At 64.4% G+C, this 14,498-nt stretch carries 14 protein-coding genes; 6 read left to right on the forward strand and 8 right to left on the reverse strand.

What is annotated here, in order from left to right; genetic code table 11:
- Positions 1-15 precede the first annotated feature (15 nt).
- Positions 16-1,347: a dihydroorotase gene (locus AMS69_RS05930; RefSeq protein WP_053967165.1), complete on the forward strand. Its 1,332-nt coding sequence runs from the start codon at positions 16-18 to the stop codon at positions 1,345-1,347.
- On the opposite strand, the gene AMS69_RS05935 is transcribed toward AMS69_RS05930, so the two are convergent.
- The 5 genes from AMS69_RS05935 to AMS69_RS05955 form a co-directional block, all read right to left on the reverse strand.
- Positions 1,339-1,704: a DUF7268 family protein gene (locus AMS69_RS05935; protein WP_053967166.1), complete on the reverse strand. Its 366-nt coding sequence runs from the start codon at positions 1,702-1,704 to the stop codon at positions 1,339-1,341. The two genes, AMS69_RS05930 and AMS69_RS05935, sit on opposite strands and share 9 nt — an antisense overlap.
- Positions 1,704-2,633, reverse strand: coding sequence for an ABC transporter permease (locus AMS69_RS05940; protein WP_053967167.1), 930 nt, complete (start codon positions 2,631-2,633; stop codon positions 1,704-1,706). The genes AMS69_RS05935 and AMS69_RS05940 overlap by 1 nt, the downstream gene beginning before the upstream one ends.
- On the reverse strand, positions 2,630-3,712 hold the full coding sequence (locus AMS69_RS05945; protein WP_080508806.1) for an ABC transporter permease: 1,083 nt from the start codon (positions 3,710-3,712) through the stop codon (positions 2,630-2,632). The genes AMS69_RS05940 and AMS69_RS05945 overlap by 4 nt, the downstream gene beginning before the upstream one ends.
- 20 nt (positions 3,713-3,732) lie before the next feature.
- Positions 3,733-5,478 (reverse strand): ABC transporter substrate-binding protein, encoded by a 1,746-nt coding sequence (locus AMS69_RS05950; protein ID WP_053967168.1) that lies wholly within the window; start codon positions 5,476-5,478, stop codon positions 3,733-3,735.
- 97 nt (positions 5,479-5,575) lie between these two features.
- Positions 5,576-8,248, reverse strand: coding sequence for a dipeptide ABC transporter ATP-binding protein (locus tag AMS69_RS05955; RefSeq protein WP_053967169.1), 2,673 nt, complete (start codon positions 8,246-8,248; stop codon positions 5,576-5,578).
- Between the two features lie 86 nt (positions 8,249-8,334).
- Between AMS69_RS05955 and AMS69_RS05960 the strand changes: the two genes are divergently transcribed.
- Positions 8,335-8,853, forward strand: a complete 519-nt coding sequence (locus tag AMS69_RS05960; protein ID WP_053967170.1) for a DUF7529 family protein — start codon at positions 8,335-8,337, stop codon at positions 8,851-8,853.
- A gap of 18 nt (positions 8,854-8,871) precedes the next feature.
- On the opposite strand, the gene AMS69_RS05965 is transcribed toward AMS69_RS05960, so the two are convergent.
- Together AMS69_RS05965 and AMS69_RS05970 are read right to left on the reverse strand one after the other, a co-directional pair.
- The gene (locus tag AMS69_RS05965) at positions 8,872-9,312 is read right to left on the reverse strand and encodes a hypothetical protein (protein WP_053967171.1); all 441 of its coding nucleotides are present in this window, start codon (positions 9,310-9,312) and stop codon (positions 8,872-8,874) included.
- 11 nt (positions 9,313-9,323) lie between these two features.
- Positions 9,324-10,055, reverse strand: a complete 732-nt coding sequence (locus tag AMS69_RS05970) for a DUF5806 family protein (protein ID WP_053967172.1) — start codon at positions 10,053-10,055, stop codon at positions 9,324-9,326.
- A 115-nt stretch (positions 10,056-10,170) separates the two neighbouring features.
- Here AMS69_RS05970 and AMS69_RS05975 point away from each other — a divergent pair, with 115 nt between their 5' ends.
- Positions 10,171-10,542: a universal stress protein gene (locus AMS69_RS05975; RefSeq protein ID WP_004515292.1), complete on the forward strand. Its 372-nt coding sequence runs from the start codon at positions 10,171-10,173 to the stop codon at positions 10,540-10,542.
- On the forward strand, positions 10,539-11,060 hold the full coding sequence (locus AMS69_RS05980; protein ID WP_053967173.1) for a GNAT family N-acetyltransferase: 522 nt from the start codon (positions 10,539-10,541) through the stop codon (positions 11,058-11,060). The genes AMS69_RS05975 and AMS69_RS05980 overlap by 4 nt, the downstream gene beginning before the upstream one ends.
- On the opposite strand, the gene AMS69_RS05985 is transcribed toward AMS69_RS05980, so the two are convergent.
- Positions 11,057-11,491, reverse strand: a complete 435-nt coding sequence (locus AMS69_RS05985; protein WP_053967174.1) for a universal stress protein — start codon at positions 11,489-11,491, stop codon at positions 11,057-11,059. The two genes, AMS69_RS05980 and AMS69_RS05985, sit on opposite strands and share 4 nt — an antisense overlap.
- A gap of 124 nt (positions 11,492-11,615) precedes the next feature.
- Here AMS69_RS05985 and AMS69_RS05990 point away from each other — a divergent pair, with 124 nt between their 5' ends.
- Positions 11,616-12,080 carry a universal stress protein gene (locus AMS69_RS05990; RefSeq protein ID WP_053967175.1) on the forward strand — a complete coding sequence of 155 codons (465 nt, stop codon included), beginning with the start codon at positions 11,616-11,618 and terminating at the stop codon, positions 12,078-12,080.
- Between the two features lie 96 nt (positions 12,081-12,176).
- Positions 12,177-14,486, forward strand: coding sequence for a PAS domain S-box protein (locus AMS69_RS20405; protein WP_162230985.1), 2,310 nt, complete (start codon positions 12,177-12,179; stop codon positions 14,484-14,486).
- Positions 14,487-14,498: the final 12 nt, after the last annotated feature.

Consider the following 14,498-nt stretch of genomic DNA (forward strand, 5'->3'; position numbering starts at 1 on the left):
CGGCCGACAGGGCGTATGCTCATTCGTAACGCAACGCTGCCGGACGGCCGCCAACGCGACGTTCGGGTGCGTGGCGAGTCAATCGTTGAAGTCGGTCGCGATCTCGACGCGTCCGACGAGCACGTCATCGAAGCGACTGGCAAACGGCTGTTTCCGGGAATGATTGACGCGCACGTTCACTTCCGCCAGCCCGGCTACCCCCACAAGGAGACATGGGAGAGCGGGTCGCGGGCCGCGGCAGCCGGCGGCGTCACAACCGTTGTCGACCAGCCAAACACCGATCCGCCGACCATCGACGGCGAGTCGTTCGACGAGAAAGCCGAGTTCGCCGCCGACTCTGTCGTCGACTGGGGTATCAACGGCGGCGTTACGGCCGACTGGATTCCGAACGTCCTCCTGCGCCGTCGCCTGTTCGCGCTCGGTGAGGTGTTCCTCGCAGACTCGACCGGCGACATGGGTATCGAGGCCGACCTGTTCGCAGACGCACTGGAGGCCGCCACCGACAACGACGTGCCGGTCACCGTCCACGCTGAGGACGCCGATTACTTCAACAGCGACGCCAAGGCCCGCGACGACGCTGACGCATGGAGCGCGTTCCGCACCGCCAAGGCGGAGGCGAAAGCCGTTGAGCGGGCCTGCGCCGTCGCGAAAGAGCACGACGCGACGATACACATCGCCCACACATCCACGCTGGAGGGTGTCGACATCGCCAGCGAGGCCGGGATGACGACCGAGGTGACGCCACACCACTTGCTGCTCTCCCGGCGTGACCTCTCTGAGCTGGGGACCTTCGGGCGGATGAATCCGCCCCTGCGCCGCGAAAAACGCCGCCAGAAGCTCTACGAGCGTGTCGTCGACGGCACCGTCGACATGATCGCGACGGACCACGCGCCACACACCCGCGAGGAGAAAGACGCCAGCATCTGGGACGCGCCGTCAGGCGTCCCCGGCGTCGAGACGGTCCTCCCGCTCCTACTGGCCGAAGCCCGTGACCCGGACAGCGGGCTCACCTACGAGCGCGTTCGGGACCTCACCGCACGCAACCCTGCCGACGTGTTTGGCATCCAACAGAAGGGCGCTATCGAAGCCGGCAAGGATGCCGACCTCGTACTCGTCGATACGACTGAGACAAGCGAGATCAGTGGTGAGACGCTCCACTCGAAATGTGGCTGGACACCGTTCGAGGGCTACGATGCGGTGTTCCCTGAATGGACGATGGTTCGGGGGACGGTTGTCTACGAGCGCGGCGACGCGCTGGACGCTGCAGACACAACCGCTCAGGAAGACGTGTTCTACGACCATCAGGGCGAGAACGTCCGGGGCGCGGACAGCGAGCGGCTAGAGTAACGCCGCGACGACGGACGTCCCGACCATTATCCCGCCGCCACCGCCACAGAGTCGTGCCATCGCTCGCCGCGAATCGCGCTCGGTCCAGTTGCTCCGTGTGTCCATGTGTTCCTGCATCGCTTCGATGCCGCGACCGGCGAGTATCGACCCTGACCAGCCCAGCAGGCCAAAGCCAAACACCAGTGCGCCGAGAGCGAACACCGTCGCTTCGCTCGACCGTGCATCGCCGGTGTACAGCGTCCAGCCCGCCATGCCGAGGCTGCCAAGCAAGAGGCCGACGACCAGCCCGCTCCCAACCAGCCGAACCCGGGCCGCGACGTACTGCCGTAGCCGAGGTGGGTCACCGCGCTGGGCCATCAGTCGACCGCTTCGCGCATCCGCGGATCGAGCGCGTCGCGCATCCCGTCACCGAGCAGGTTGAATCCAAGGACGGTGATAGCGAGGAACAGCCCCGGGAAGAAGGAGAGCCACCACTCGCCCGTCAGGAGGCCGTTCTCGACACCACGGGATAGCATCAGGCCCCACGACGGCGTCCCTGCCTGCGCACCGAACCCGAGGAACGACAGCGCCGCGAGGTCGATGATGGCGAGTCCGAAGTTCAGCGTCGACTGGACGGTAATCGGCGCGAGTGTGTTCGGCAGGATATGCCGAATGAGAACTCGCGGATCAGTCGCGCCAAGCGCGACCGTGGCGTCGACGTATTCATCTTCGAGCACTTTGAGCGCGGCTCCCCGGACAACCCGGGCGAACCGCGGCGTGTACACCAGCACGAGCGCCACCACGGCCCGCCAGAGGCCGAGGTCTCGCGGGAAGATGGCGACCAGCGCAAGCGCGAGCAACAGCGGCGGGAACGCCAACAGCACGTCCATCGTCCGCATGATGACGTTGTCGGTCACGTCGCCGTAGTACGCCGCGATAATCCCCAGACCGACACCCACGGTCGTCGATGTACCGACAGTAATCGTCCCGAACTTCAGGGCCAGCCACGCGCCGTACAGGCTCCGCTTGTAGATGTCACGCGCCGCCGCATCCGTGCCGAACAGCTGCTGGTTCGCGGGCGCGGGACCGAGCCAGCCGGGCGGCGCGCGGTCGGCAATCTCGGTGCCCAGCTGCGAGCTTGTGAGCGCGCCGAAGTCGTAGGTCACGCGGGCGTAGATGGCGACGGCTGCCATGCTGAGGATAATCGTCAGCCCGACGACGGCGAGGCGGTTCGTCAGCAGGTCTGCGAGGAACGGAGACGCTCGTAGGCGTCCCAGCGTACCCCGTGTCTCAGTGTCCGTACTCATTGTTGAATCCGTGGGTCGAGGTAACTGTAGGTGACATCGACGAGGAGGTTCACGAGCGTGAACAGGAGGGCGAAGGTGAGCACTGTGCCCTGAACGACCGGGTAGTCAGAGACGCCGATGGCGGTGACGATGGTCAGCCCCATCCCGTTGATGCCGAACACGGTTTCGGTCAGCACTGCCCCGCCCAGCAGCGTGCCGAACTGGATGCCGATGACGGTGACGACCGGAATCAGCGCGTTCCGGAAGCCGTGTTTCATCAGCGTGATCTTCGCGCCCTGCCCTTTCGCCCGCGCGGTCCGGATGTAATCCTGCCGGATGACTTCGAGCATCGAGGAGCGCATCATCCGCGAGATGAGCGCCGTCGAGTAGACGCCGATGACCACTGCCGGCAGGAACAGGTGATGGATCGCCGAGAGGAACGCTTCGGTGTTCCCGAGCAAAATTGTGTCGACGGTTATCATCCCAGTCAGGGGCAGCTCACGACCCAGCAGCGTCCAAGTGTCGGGTAAGAACAACGTCGACTTGATGCGGCCGCTGGTCGGGAACACGTCGAGATACGTCGAGAACAGCAGGATGAGCAGCGGCCCGGACCAGAATATCGGTACGGAGATGCCAGTCAGCGCCCCGATTCGGGTGACGTGGTCCGTCAGCGAATCCTGTTTGACTGCCGAGATAATGCCCAGCGGCAGACCGAGCAGGATGCCTGCTGCCTGGCCGTAAATCGCGAGTTCGAGCGTGATTGGGAGGCGGTCCGAGATGACCGAACGAACGCTGTTCCCGCGGCTGATGCTGTAGGACTGGCCGAAGTCGAACCGCGCCGCATCCCACAGGAAGCTCAGGTACTGCTCCCAGAGCGGCCGTCGAAGTCCCAGCTCAACACGTATCTGTTCTAGCTGTTCGGCCGACGCGCGCTGGCCGGCGATGACGATCGCCGGGTCGCCCGGTGCCAGGTGGAGAATCGCGAAGACGACCGACGCCACGCCGAACAGCACGGGGATGAGCAACAGCAACCGCTTGATGACGAACCGTGGCGGTACCACCGGCTCGATCAGCCTGAAAAGAAACTGTGTCCAGTTCATTCGAAAGTTCTCTTGAAGCGCTACTGCAGCTCGACCGTGTTAAGATACGGGCCACCGACGGAGCTGACCGTGTAGGAATCTTCGACGACAGCCTCGTTGACCGCCCGGAGCGTCTCGGCGTAGTCGATGAACACCCAGGGGGACTCGTCGTAGGCGATCTGTGCGGCCTCCGCGTACATCGTCTCGCGGTCGCCTTCGGCGTAGGTCCGCTGGGCCTCGCGGACGAGCTCCATATAGTCGGTGTTGGCCCACCCGGAGACGTTGAGCGTCGAGTACCCTTCCGTGTCGAAACTGACCCAGTCCTGGCCGTCGGGGACGGCGTCCATCTCGACTTTCGGGTCAAGCAGGACGTACATGAAGTTGTCCGGGTCGGCGTTGTCGGTGTACCAGCCGAGGAAGCAGGCGTCGTGTTTCCCGGCGGAGGTGTAGTCCAGGTACGGTCCGAAGTTGGAGAACTGGTTGATGTTGACCGTCAGGCCGATGTCCTCCAGGTCGGATTTGACCTGGTTTGCGGTCTGGACCGGGCTGGGGTTGTATCCCCGGGGATTCGAGAACGTCGCGAGTTCGAACTCGAAGCCGTCACCGTAGCCCGCCTCTTCGAGCATCGACCGGGCCTGGTCCTTGTCCGTCGGGTACGGGTCGAGGTCGTCGTTGTGCCCGAGCACGTCCGGCGGGAGCGGCTGGGAGGCCTGCGTTGCAAAGCCCTGATAGATCTGGTTGACGATGGCCTCGGTGTTGACGGCGTGGGCGATGGCCTGGCGGACCTGCCGGTCCCGGAACGGCTCGAACCGGGCCATGTTCATCGCCATGTAGCCGTGGTTGATGCCGTTCTTCCGTAACAGCGTCGCCGTCCCGCTCTCCTCTGCGCGCTGGAACCCGGAGGAGTCGAGGTTGTCCGTGATGTGTGAGGCCCCGTTGATCACGTCCTGCACCCGCGTGCTGTTTTCGGTGATTGTCTTGAAAATGACCGTCCCGACGTTCGGACCGTCGCCCCAATAATCGCCGTTGGCCGTCAGTCGGATGCGCTCGTTCGGGTTATCGAGCGTGTCGAACTGGAAGGGGCCGGTCCCCGCAGGTTCGGCTCCGAGGTCAGCCTGGCTGTCGCCCATCGCTTCGATCTGGGCCTTCGAGAGGACGGCCGCGGCGAACATCGCCAGGTTCCGCAGGAACGGGGCGTACCGTTGCGTGAGTTCGATCGTCAGTTCGTAGTCCTGGCTCGCGTCGACGCTCTCGATCCAGTCGCCCAGCGTGAACGGCCCGTATCCCGAGCGGGTTTCGTCGCCGAGGTAGTACTGGTAGTCGCTCTGGGTGAAGCGCTGCCAGGTCGCCTTGAAGTCCGACGCGGTGAACTCCTCGCCGTTGTGGAACATCACACCCTCTCGGAGCGTCAGCGTCGCGGTGGTTCCCTCGAGAGAGTAGTCGGTCGCGAGTCCATCCTCCAACTGGCCGCCGCTTCCGGCCGCAAACTGGATGAGCGTATCGAATATCTGGTTGGTGACTTTCGCGACTTCACCGCTCGTCGTCTGCTGGGGGTCGTAGTTTTCGGGGTGGTCACCGCGGGCGTACACGAGCGTCTGGTCGCTCGTTCCGTCCCCGCCGTCGCCGCCGTCGCTACCGTCGCCATCAGTGCCGCCGCCACCGTCGCCGCCGTCGGTGCTACCACCGTCGCCACCGTCGCCGGAACAACCTGCGAGCGTTGCTGCTGCCGCGGCACTGCCGGCCGCGGTAAGGAAGCTCCGCCTGTCGAGAGAATCACCAGATGACATGGGACTTTCTTCAAACAGATCTATTATAATTGTACCGGATAGAACAATGATTCTGTTATATATCTCCTGAGAGTTATGTGCAGCTAAGTAATATTATTCAGGCACTGTCGCCGTCTTCTTGCTCGTACAGATGGCAGGCCGCTGGGTGGCCATCCGGCTGGAGTTCGGGGTGCTGTGTCTCACAGACGCTCTCGAATCGGTCGCGTAGCACTGATGCGGCGGCGTCCCAGTCTTCCTCCGCGAGATGTTCGATCGACGTTTCGACGACGCGGCGGTTCTCTCCGGTCAGGTTCGTGTCGAAGAACCGGTCGAACATCGTCTGTTTGAACGCTGCCATCGGCGTCTCTCCACTGCCGCTTGGCGGCTCGGTGAGGTCTGCGCCGCCGTCCGTCGCCGCTGTGACGCTGTCGGCGTTTTCGGCCTGTTCTCGGACTGCATCGATGGCGATGGCCTCGTCCTCGACCCGTTGCCGATAGTCCATTACCTCGCGGTACGTCTCCTGTTCGATATCGATATCCGGCGGGATGACCTCGGGACAGCGAGTTCGGAAGTGACAGCCCGACGGCGGGTCAATCGGCGACGGGACATCGCCTTTCAGCAGTATTCGGTCGGCCTCGACGGTCGGGTCCGGCTCCGGGATCGCCGACATGAGCGCCCGCGTGTAGGGATGTTTCGGGTCCGCGAACAGGTCCGGGGTGTCGGCGATTTCGACCACCTCGCCGAGATACATCACGGCGACGCGGTCACAGATGTGGCGCACCACACTCAGGTCGTGGGCGATGAACAGGTACGTCAGGCCGAACTCATGCTGGAGGTCTTCAAGAAGATTGATTATCTGAGCCTGCACGCTCACATCCAGCGCCGAAACGGGTTCGTCACAGACGATGAAATCGGGGTCGACGGCGAGCGCGCGAGCGATGCCGACCCGCTGGCGCTGTCCGCCTGACAGTTCGTGCGGGTAGCGGTCGTACTGGTCGGGGTCGAGCCCCACCGCCTCCATGAGGTCGGCCACCCGTTCGACACGCTGCTCGCGGCGGGAGCCGTCCCCGGTGTCTTCCGGGAGGTCGTGGATCTTCAGCGGCTCCATAATCGTCTGGCCGACGGTCATCCGTGGATCGAGGCTGGACATCGGGTCCTGGAAGATCATCTGCAGGTCCCGACGGACTTCCCGGAGCCCGCTCTTGTCGAGGTCCGAAAGGTCTTGTCCGGCGAACACAACCGTTCCGTCTGTCGGTTCGAGAAGCCGGAGGATTGTCCGACCGGTCGTCGATTTCCCACAGCCGGACTCGCCGACGAGTCCCAGCGTCTCGCCCTCGTAGATGTCCATCGAGACGCCGTCGACAGCCTTGACTGACTCCGGTTCGCGGCCGATGTACTTATCCAGCAGGTCGTCGGCCCGCGAGAAGTGCTTTTTCAGCCCGTCGACCTCCATGAGCTGTCTGTCCGTTCGCGTCGTCTCCGTTGCGGCAACGCCGGTGTCGCCAGTGCCGTACTCGTCCGTGTCGAACGACTCGAGGATACATTTCGAGCGGTGGGTGACGTCGTCCGGGCCGTGCTGGAGATACGGAATGTCGCCCTCGCGACACTCCGGCTCGGCCCACGGACAGCGGTCGGCGAAGTGACACCCTTCGGGCATGTCGATGAGGCTCGGGACGTTGCCTTCGATGGGAGTCAACCGTTCAGTCCCCTCGCCCGGTATCGACTCAAGCAGCGTGTACGTGTACGGATGGGACGGATTCTGGAAGATCTCCTCGACCGGTCCCTCTTCGACGATTTCGCCGGCGTACATCACGGCGACGCGGTCACAGGTCTCCGCGACGACGCCGAGGTCGTGGGTGATGAACAACACCGACATCCCGAGGTCCGCCTGCAGGTCGTCGATGAGGTCCAGAATCTGTGCCTGAATGGTTACGTCGAGCGCCGTCGTCGGCTCGTCGGCGACCAGCAACTTCGGTCGGCACGCCAGCGCGATAGCGATGAGGACGCGCTGGCGCATCCCGCCGGAGAACTCGTGGGGGTACTCGTCGACGCGGTCGGCCGGTTCGGGGATACCGACCTCTTCCAGCAGCGAGATGACATCCGACCGGATCTCCTCGTCCATCTCGCCGCCCCGGCTGATCGAGGGCGTGATTTCACGGACGGCGTTGAACCACGAGTCGTTTCGCTTGCTCCCGTAGCGGTGGAGGCGCAGGCTCTCCGCGACCTGTTCCCCGACTGTTATCGCGGGGTTCAGGGATGTCATCGGGTCCTGGAAGATCATCCCCATATCGCCGCCGCGGATGTCCCGCATCACCCGCTCCGGGGCCGCCGTCAGATCGACGTAGCCGTCGGTAATCGTGACGGGCGCGTCGCCGCTCTCCGAGAGGGCTTTCTTCGGGGCTTCCCGGATGAACTGCGTGGCCAGCGACAGGTCGTCAGCCGTCGTGTCAACTGATGCGGGGAGACGACTCCGGTCGACCGTCGCCGCGTCGATAGTGATGAAACCGCTGTCGCTGTCCTCTGTCCCTACTGCCTTCGGATACTGCCGGGACAGCCGCGTGACGGTCTCAACTGCGCCGAACCGGATCTCCCCACCGGCGATGTGACCGGGCTCATCGACGATATCCATCGCCGAGAGCGCTGTGACGGATTTCCCCGAGCCGGACTCGCCGACCAGACCGACGGTTTCCCCCTCCCTGACGGTGAGGTCGATGCCGTCGACGGCTTTGACGGTGCCGCGGTCCGTCTCGAACTGAGTTCGGAGGTCAGATAACGTTAAGAGGTCGCGCATCTGTCCCCCACTTCTCAAAATACCAGTAAAACTGTTGTGCCACTATCCCACCAACAATTTATCCCGGCCGCCGCCACACTCGACGTATGAACGACCCTGCCGACCCCGAATCTAACCCCTTCGGCCGTGTCGTCGGTCACTGGGAGCAGGTCATCGACGACATGGCGGCGACGGCAACACAGTACCGCGACGACGGCCGCGAGACCATCGAACTCCACCCCGGCGACGTGACGGTACTGACCGGCGAGCCGCGGACAATGGCCGAACAAACCGGCGAGTACGAGCCAGAGACCCGGCGGCTCGGCTTCGATGTCGTGGTTCCCGGCGACGAATTCCGGCGGGTCGCCGACGCGCTCGAAGACCGCACCGTCGACCGCTCCGAGGTGTTCCGGGCGACCGGCGACGGGATGGTGTTCCTGCTTGTCGCGCTGGAATGTGGCGACGACCTCGCCGTGCTCGTGCCGCTGTACTACGACCAGACCGACCGCGCGGACCTCTCGCAGGTCGCAGACGACCACGGACTGTACTCACATATCCGGCCGCTTACCGACGACGAGGTGGTCACCGTCAACCACGAGGACCCAGAGCCGTTCTTCCCAGACTGAACCCCCGTTCTGGTACGGTCACCGACTGCGCGACTGTGCTCCCTCTCGGACTCGGGTCAGCCGGTACGCCGGCACGTCGAAGACGATGCCATAGAGCAGTCGGTTGCCGATGACACCGACACCGAAGCCCGAGAGGACGGCCGCGAGCACGAGCGTCGTCGGCCCCTCGGAAAGCGTTACGAGGCCGGCGACAGCCCCGGCAAGCACGATGAACGACGCCAGTGCGGCGACCTCCGGGTAGACGCCCGGGACCGCGTCGTGTTCGACGACGGCCATCGCGATTCCAGTCAGGAGTCCGAACCCGACAACCACCGCCAGGACGCCGACCAGCGCTGTCCCTGCCTCCGCGTAGCCAAGCACCGCGCCGCCGATGCCGATGGCCAGGTCCGTCCGTAGCACTTTCTGTGTCGCCTCGTTGGCCGACATCGACGGCTGTGTGTCGGGGTCGATGTCGTCCATCTCAGCCCTGTCTACTCGTCGACCTGGAACTCATTGCCACACTCCGGACAACACACCTCGTCGTGCCGCAGCGCCGCCGACTGCTCGCGGACCTCCCGCATCACCGAGGAAATCCGGTCTTCGGCCTCCATCTCGTCCTCGACGGCGAGGTCGACGCCCTCGACTTCGAGCAGGAACTTCGCGACCTCGGTGGCCTCGTACATCACATCGTCGAGGTCCTCAGCGGTGAAGAAGTCACACATCGCACCGTAGAGGAACGTCGCGCCAGCCTTCCGGACTTTGTCCTCGAAGGCAGCGCGGGCCTGATTGACCGCCTGTGGCGTGTACGTGTCCGTCATGAACGGGACGAGTTCCGGGAGGTTCTCCCCGATTTTCGTCATCTCGACGCCCGTTTCGGTCCGGAAATCGGCGCAGAGGCGGGCGATGGCCCACTCGCGGGCGGTGATGTACGTCCGGTCCCGGAGGAAATCGTTCGCGCGGTCGTAAGTCCCGCCTTCGATCTTCTTGAAGCGGTCGTATTTCTGTACGTCGGACGGGACGTCACTGGCTTCCGACACCGCTGTCTCATTGCCTGACTCGGCCGAGACTGTTTCTTCCGAGGCCGAGTCAGCGGTATCACTCTCCGTGGCGTCAGCGTCGTCGGCTCTGTCATCCGCGGCCGCCGGCTCATCCGGTTGGTGTCCGGCCGATTCGTCGTCTGCCGCCTCGACATCCGTCTCGTCCGGCGGTGCGCCCTCAGTCATAGCCGAGCATGCGTGCCCGCGGTGAAAAAGGGTATCGCCGCCGTCCCGCTGTCGTTGTCCTCTCCTAACAGTTCAGCCGGGTGGCTTTTTTACCGCTCCCATGCATGGCCCGAGTATGAAAATACTGCTCGGTGTCGGGGGCAGCGAACTGTCCTACCAGGCACTGACTGAAACACTCGAACGCGTATCGGAAACAGGCGACGAGCTGACCGTCGCTCTCTTCGAAAACGAAGACACCGATGCCGACGTTGAGACCGTTCACCAACGGATACAGGAGCGTATCGACGAAAGCGGGCTCGAACCGCCGCTTCGACGCGTCGAGGGCTCCTCTCCGGGAAGCGAACTGGTGAACATCGCCGAGAGCGAGGGGTTCGATAGAATCGTCCTCGGTGGCGGCGGTCGCTCGCCGCTCGGGAAGATACAGCTCGGCCCCATCGTCGAGTTCGTCCTCCTGAACGCACAGACGCCGGTGACTCTCATCCGATGACCCGCACGTATCCAGACGAACCCGCCGAAGCGTTTCCACAGCCACCGCAGACGATTACTGACCGCGAGGACCGCTCCATCGACGTCATCCCTGCCGACGACGCCGACACGGAGAGTCTCGTCGAGATGTATCTCGACTTCGACCCCGCCGACCGGGCGCAGGGTATCCCGCCGGTCAAGGAGGAAGCCATCCGCGAGTGGCTCGAAACGATCCTTGACGGCGACTGTGTCAACGTCGTTGCCAAACACGATGACACTGTTGCCGGCCACGCGACGCTGGTTCCAGACAACGAGGACGAGCACGAACTCGCTATCTTCGTATTACAGAGCTACCAGGGTGCTGGTATCGGGACGGCGCTGGTCGAGACGCTGCTTGGGTACGGCCAGTCCGAAGGTATCGACCACGTCTGGCTCACCGTCGAGCGGTGGAACGACCCGGCGATATCGCTGTATGAGAAGGTCGGGTTCGAAATCAGTAGCGCCGAGAGCTTCGAGATAGAGATGGCGATCCGGCTTTAAACGGTAAGGACCGGCTGGCTGGCGTACTCGATGACGTAGGTCGCCGCGCGCCCGACGGCCTCTTCGCTTTCGTCTTCGCGCGGGACGACGATGAAATCCGCGTTAACGTCCTCTGCCACGTCGAGGACGACACTGCCCGGTGTTTGCATCAGTCGCGTCTCCGAGAACGCGGTGGCGGACGACGTTTCGAACGCACCGTCGTGAGCGTCGCGGAACCGCTCTCGGATGCTTTCGGTGAACGCTTGATGCTCCTCGGCGATCGCGGTCGCGCTCACGTTGCCGCTGTCGATATCCCGGTGGAGCCGTTCGTCGATGACGAACAGCAGGTGGAGATCGGCGTCATACCGCTCCGCGACGGCGATCGCGTACTCGGCCGCTCGTTCCGACTGGTCGCTGCCGTCGACCGGCGCGAGTACGAGGTCGATGTCCATCACTCGCCAGTGCGACCCCGGCCGGCAAAAATCCACCGAGGTTCGTGCCAACTCCGCGGTGTCAGCCGGAGCGTCCCTCGCCGTGACCAACAGTGTATTTAGTCGCGGCTTCGATGCGTGGTGTATGTTCGATACGGTGGTCATCGCCACGGACGGCTCCGGCAGCGCAGAGCGGGCCGTCGAAGCGGCGCTGGACCTGGCAGCGCGCTTCGACGCAACTGTCCACGGGCTGTACGTCGTCGACACCGGCGAGGTTGAGACGACGCCCGAAGAGGTTCGCGAGGCGCTGGAGCGCGCGCTGGCGACCACTGGCGGCCGCGCCCTCTCGTTTATTCTGGAGGCCGCTGACGCCGAGGCAGACGAGGAGCTCGTCACCGCCGTCCGCGAGGGGGATCCGGCCGACGAAATCTGCAAGTACGCGGTGGAACACGACGCCGATGTCATCGTCAGCGGGACCCGCGGCCGCCACGGTGAACACGGGTACCTGCTGGGGAGCGTCGCCGAGGAACTCGTGCGGGAGGCCCCGATGCCGGTGCTGACCGTCCGCCAGCTCGAAGGGGAGCCAAATCCCGAGCGAACCGGGGTCTGAGGTACCGCTCGAAGCACTGGGGCGTCGGCCGCACCGCTCGACCGACTGTAAATTTGACAGTAAGGTTATATTTCTACACCACGTATAGACAACGAGATGTATCGTCAAGTCCGCGTACTCCACGTCGACGACGACCCGGAGTTCGCCGAGGTAGCCGCCACGTTTCTGGAACGTGTCGGCGATGGCTTCACTGTCGAGACGGCGGCGAACGTGAGCGACGGGCTTGCGCGTCTCGCCGAGGCGTCGTTCGACTGTGTGGTTTCGGACTACGATATGCCTGAGACGAACGGTATTGCGTTTCTGGAGACCGTCCGGTCGGAGTATCCGGACATACCGTTCGTTCTATTCACCGGCAAGGGAAGCGAGGAGGTCGCCAGCGAGGCCGTCTCCAAGGGCGTCAGCGATTACCTGCAGAAGGGCCATGGCACCGACCGCTACACCCTGCTCGCGAACCGAATCCAGAACCTCGTCGCGCAACACCGCGCGGAGGCGGGGCTGGAGTCACGTATCGAACAGCAGTCGGCCCTGGCGGCGCTGGGTACGTCCGCCCTCTCCGGCTGTGAGCGACAGACGCTGTTCGAGGAAGCGGTCGAACTCGTCTCGGATGCCCTCGGCACGGAGTACTCGAAGGTACTCGAATACCGCCCCGACAGCGATAACTTCCTGTTGCGGGCCGGCGTCGGCTGGCAGGACGGACTGGTCGGCACCGCGGTCGTCGGGGCCGGCGAGGAGTCCCAGGCCGGGTATACGCTCAAGACCGAGGGGGCAGTCGTCGTTGACGACCTAGCCACGGAGGACCGCTTCAGCGGCCCGCCGCTGTTGCTGGACCACGGCGTCGTGAGCGGTATCAGCGTCGTCATCGGCGGGACCGACGACCCGTGGGGCGTCCTGGGCACCCACTCGACCGACCAGATTACGTTCACCGACGACGACGTGACGTTCGTCCAGAACGCCGCCAACCTGCTGGGGAACGCTATCCAGCGCCAGCGGTCCGAGCAGCGCCGACGCGAGAGCGAGCGCCGGTTCCGCGAGATAGCGGAGGTCAGCCCCGACACGATATTCCGTCTGGATACCGACGGCGTATTCACCTACGTCTCCCCGGTCATCGAATCGCTTCTCGGCTACACCCCAGAGGACCTCGTCGACACTTCATTCCGGACATACGTTCCGGACGAGAGCATGGAAACGGCGTTCGACGGGTTCTCTCGGGTCGCGGCTGGCGAGACCGTCCGCGAACTCGAACTGCGTCTTATCGACGCCGACGGGGACCTGGTCGACATTGAGGTCAGCGCCAGCCCGGTCACACACGATGGGTCAGTTCGGTTCGTACAGGGTCTCGTGCGGGACGTAACCGAGCGGACGAAACGCGAGCGCCGGCTTCAGCGACTGAAGGCGCAGTACGAAACCCTGATCGAGAACCTCCCCGAGATGGGTGTGTTCCTCTTCGACCGCGACTGCCAGTACACCGTTTCCGGCGGCGGTGAACTCTCGTCTGTCGGCCTCACGTCGGCCGACTTCGAGGGGGCGACGCCACACGACCTGTTCCCGGAAGCGATTGCCGACGAACTCGAACACTACTACCGGGAGGCGCTTGACGGCCGCTCGAGCCGGTTCGAGCAGGAGTACCAGGACAGGCAGTACCAGGTCCAGACGGTTCCCGTCCGGAACGACGACGGGGATGTCATCTCCGGGCTGGCGGTGTCGGAAGACGTCACGGAGCGGCGAGAGCGCCAGCGGACGCTCGAACGCCAGAACGAGCGCCTCCGGGAGTTCGCTGGCGTTGTCAGCCACGACCTCCGGAACCCGCTCAACGTCGCGCAGGGACAGCTCAAGCTGGCCCGGACCGAGTGTGACAGCGATCACCTCGACAACGTCTCCGCGGCAATCGAGCGGAGCAACAGGCTCATCGACGACCTGCTGACACTTGCCAGCAACGGGGACGAGGTCACCGAGACGGAGTCGCTGGACCTCCGAGCAGTCGCCGAAGGATGCTGGCAGAACGTCCCGACAGGCGACGCGACGCTCGCAGTCCGGACCGAACAGACGATTGTGGCGGACCGGGGCCGGCTCGAACAGCTCCTCGAAAACCTCGTCCGGAACGCGGTCGAACACGCACGACCCCGCTCGGAGGTCCCGGCCGACGCCCCGGATGGAGACGCCAGCGGCCTGACGGTGACCGTCGGTGCGCTTGCTGACGGGTTCTACGTCGCAGACACCGGCCCCGGAATCCCGCCAGAGGAGCGCGACGAGGTATTCAAGGCGGGCCACTCGACTGCCGCGGACGGAACCGGGTTCGGGCTTCGCATCGTCGAGCAAATCGCTGACGCCCACGGGTGGACGGTCACTGTGACCGACAGCGACTCCGGCGGCGCACGGTTCGAAGTTCGCGGTATCGAGACGGCGTGACCGACGCGCCCA

The organism is Haloarcula rubripromontorii, from assembly GCF_001280425.1.
Taxonomy (GTDB): domain Archaea; phylum Halobacteriota; class Halobacteria; order Halobacteriales; family Haloarculaceae; genus Haloarcula; species Haloarcula rubripromontorii.